This is a genomic window from Bowmanella yangjiangensis, from assembly GCF_017255015.1.
GTDB classification, from domain to species: domain Bacteria; phylum Pseudomonadota; class Gammaproteobacteria; order Enterobacterales; family Alteromonadaceae; genus Bowmanella; species Bowmanella yangjiangensis.
In genome coordinates, this window is record NZ_JAFKCS010000465.1 from 1 (window position 1) to 595 (window position 595).

Here is a 595-nt window from a genome sequence, read left to right on the forward strand (position 1 = left end):
TGCACCGAGGTGTAGAAATCGGTGTAGTCGCCGACCTGCGCCGGCAGGCTGTATTCGGCATCGGCCTGCGCGACCAGGCAGCGATGCAGCACAACGGCCTCGCGTGCTCCGGGGCGCAGCGCCCGCGACAGTGCCAGACGCAGGTCGGACCACGCCGCCGGCCCCATGTCCATCAGGCGGTTCAGGCTGGCTTCGCCTGCGGCGGCGGCGGCATCACCACTGAAGATGCCGGCGGCGAAGGCGGCGTGCATATCGAGAATCTGCTCGCCGATGGCGACGCCCCCCCGCCAGGGTTCGTTGCTGCCGCGGCGGCGGAAAACCGCGAACGGCAGATTCTGGATGGGGAAGTCGCTGCCCTTCAGGTTGGCGGACTCGACCCAGCTGACGAGCGAGGGGTCATGGGTTTCGTTCAAGGTAACCATGTGTCGATTGTCCTGCGCTTACTTGCGGTCCGGGTTGAAGTGCTTTTTCAGGCCCTGCCAGCACTGTGCGTAGTCGCGTTGCAGTTGCGGCGACTGCATGGCGTAGGGCGTGGGGATCAGGGGCATCGGTGTCTCTAAATTTATGGCCTTGGTGTCGTTTTTGTAGTCCGGCT

At 64.7% G+C, this 595-nt stretch carries 1 protein-coding gene and 1 pseudogene; both read right to left on the bottom strand.

Annotation, left to right across the window (positions count from 1 at the left end; all coding sequences use genetic code 11):
• Positions 1-422: pseudogene (locus J0A65_RS25170) on the bottom strand (fumarylacetoacetase); the annotation flags it as partial.
• An 18-nt stretch (positions 423-440) separates the two neighbouring features.
• Positions 441-595, bottom strand: a 155-nt coding sequence (locus tag J0A65_RS28005) for a homogentisate 1,2-dioxygenase domain-containing protein (RefSeq protein ID WP_206596957.1), incomplete at its 5' end; no start/stop codon positions are given.